Annotated in this window: 1 protein-coding gene; it reads left to right on the top strand. The window is 70.2% G+C overall.

The window, feature by feature from the left end; translation table 11 throughout:
- Positions 1-162: 162 nt before the first annotated feature.
- Positions 163-648: transposase (locus AC2CJA_RS27085; protein ID WP_484605263.1), on the top strand; the 486-nt coding region annotated here is incomplete at its 3' end.

Below are 648 nucleotides of genomic sequence, written 5' to 3'. Positions count from 1 at the left end.
AGCTTGGCGTTTAACCTCGCGTGTCACCCGACCTGCTGAGGTCTTCTGTTTCGGGGAACGTGCGACGCGGCCGTCCTCCACGCTTCGAGGTGTCGAGTCACGGAGTGTGAAAGGACGGCCGCTGTGATCAGTCTTCCGGTTGAGGGCCCTGCCGTCGAGGCGCTGGGAGTCCTGTCCCGCTTTCGGGTCGAGTTCTACGAGTGTCTCTACGCCCGCGCGGATGCGCTCTTCGAGCTCACGGATGCGGTGCTGTGCGCGGACGGACCGGTGAGGTCGCCGGTGGAGCTGACTTTGGTAGCCGAGCACCGGCGTGGACACGGTGCGATGTACGCCGCGCTGGACCGCGGCTGGTGCGAGCCGGCCCGCCTGCGCGGCGTTCTGGCCGGTCTGCCGCTGCCGAAGACGGCCGACGGGCGGATCGTGCTCGCCGCGGACGTGTGCAACTGGCTCCGCCCGGACGCCCCCACCAGCCCCGACCGGCTCTTCTGTCACGTCTACGGACGCGGCGGCCGATCCAGCGACCAGCTCGTGCCCGGCTGGCCGTACTCCTTCGTCGCCGCTTTGGAGACCGGCCGCACCTCCTGGTGCGCCCTGCTTGACGCCGTTCGCCTGGGCCCGGCCGACGACGCGGTCACCGTGGCCGCAGCC

It is taken from the genome of Streptomyces sp. ATLC9, assembly GCF_057196705.1.
This window is presented reverse-complemented; position numbering and strand designations above follow the sequence as displayed.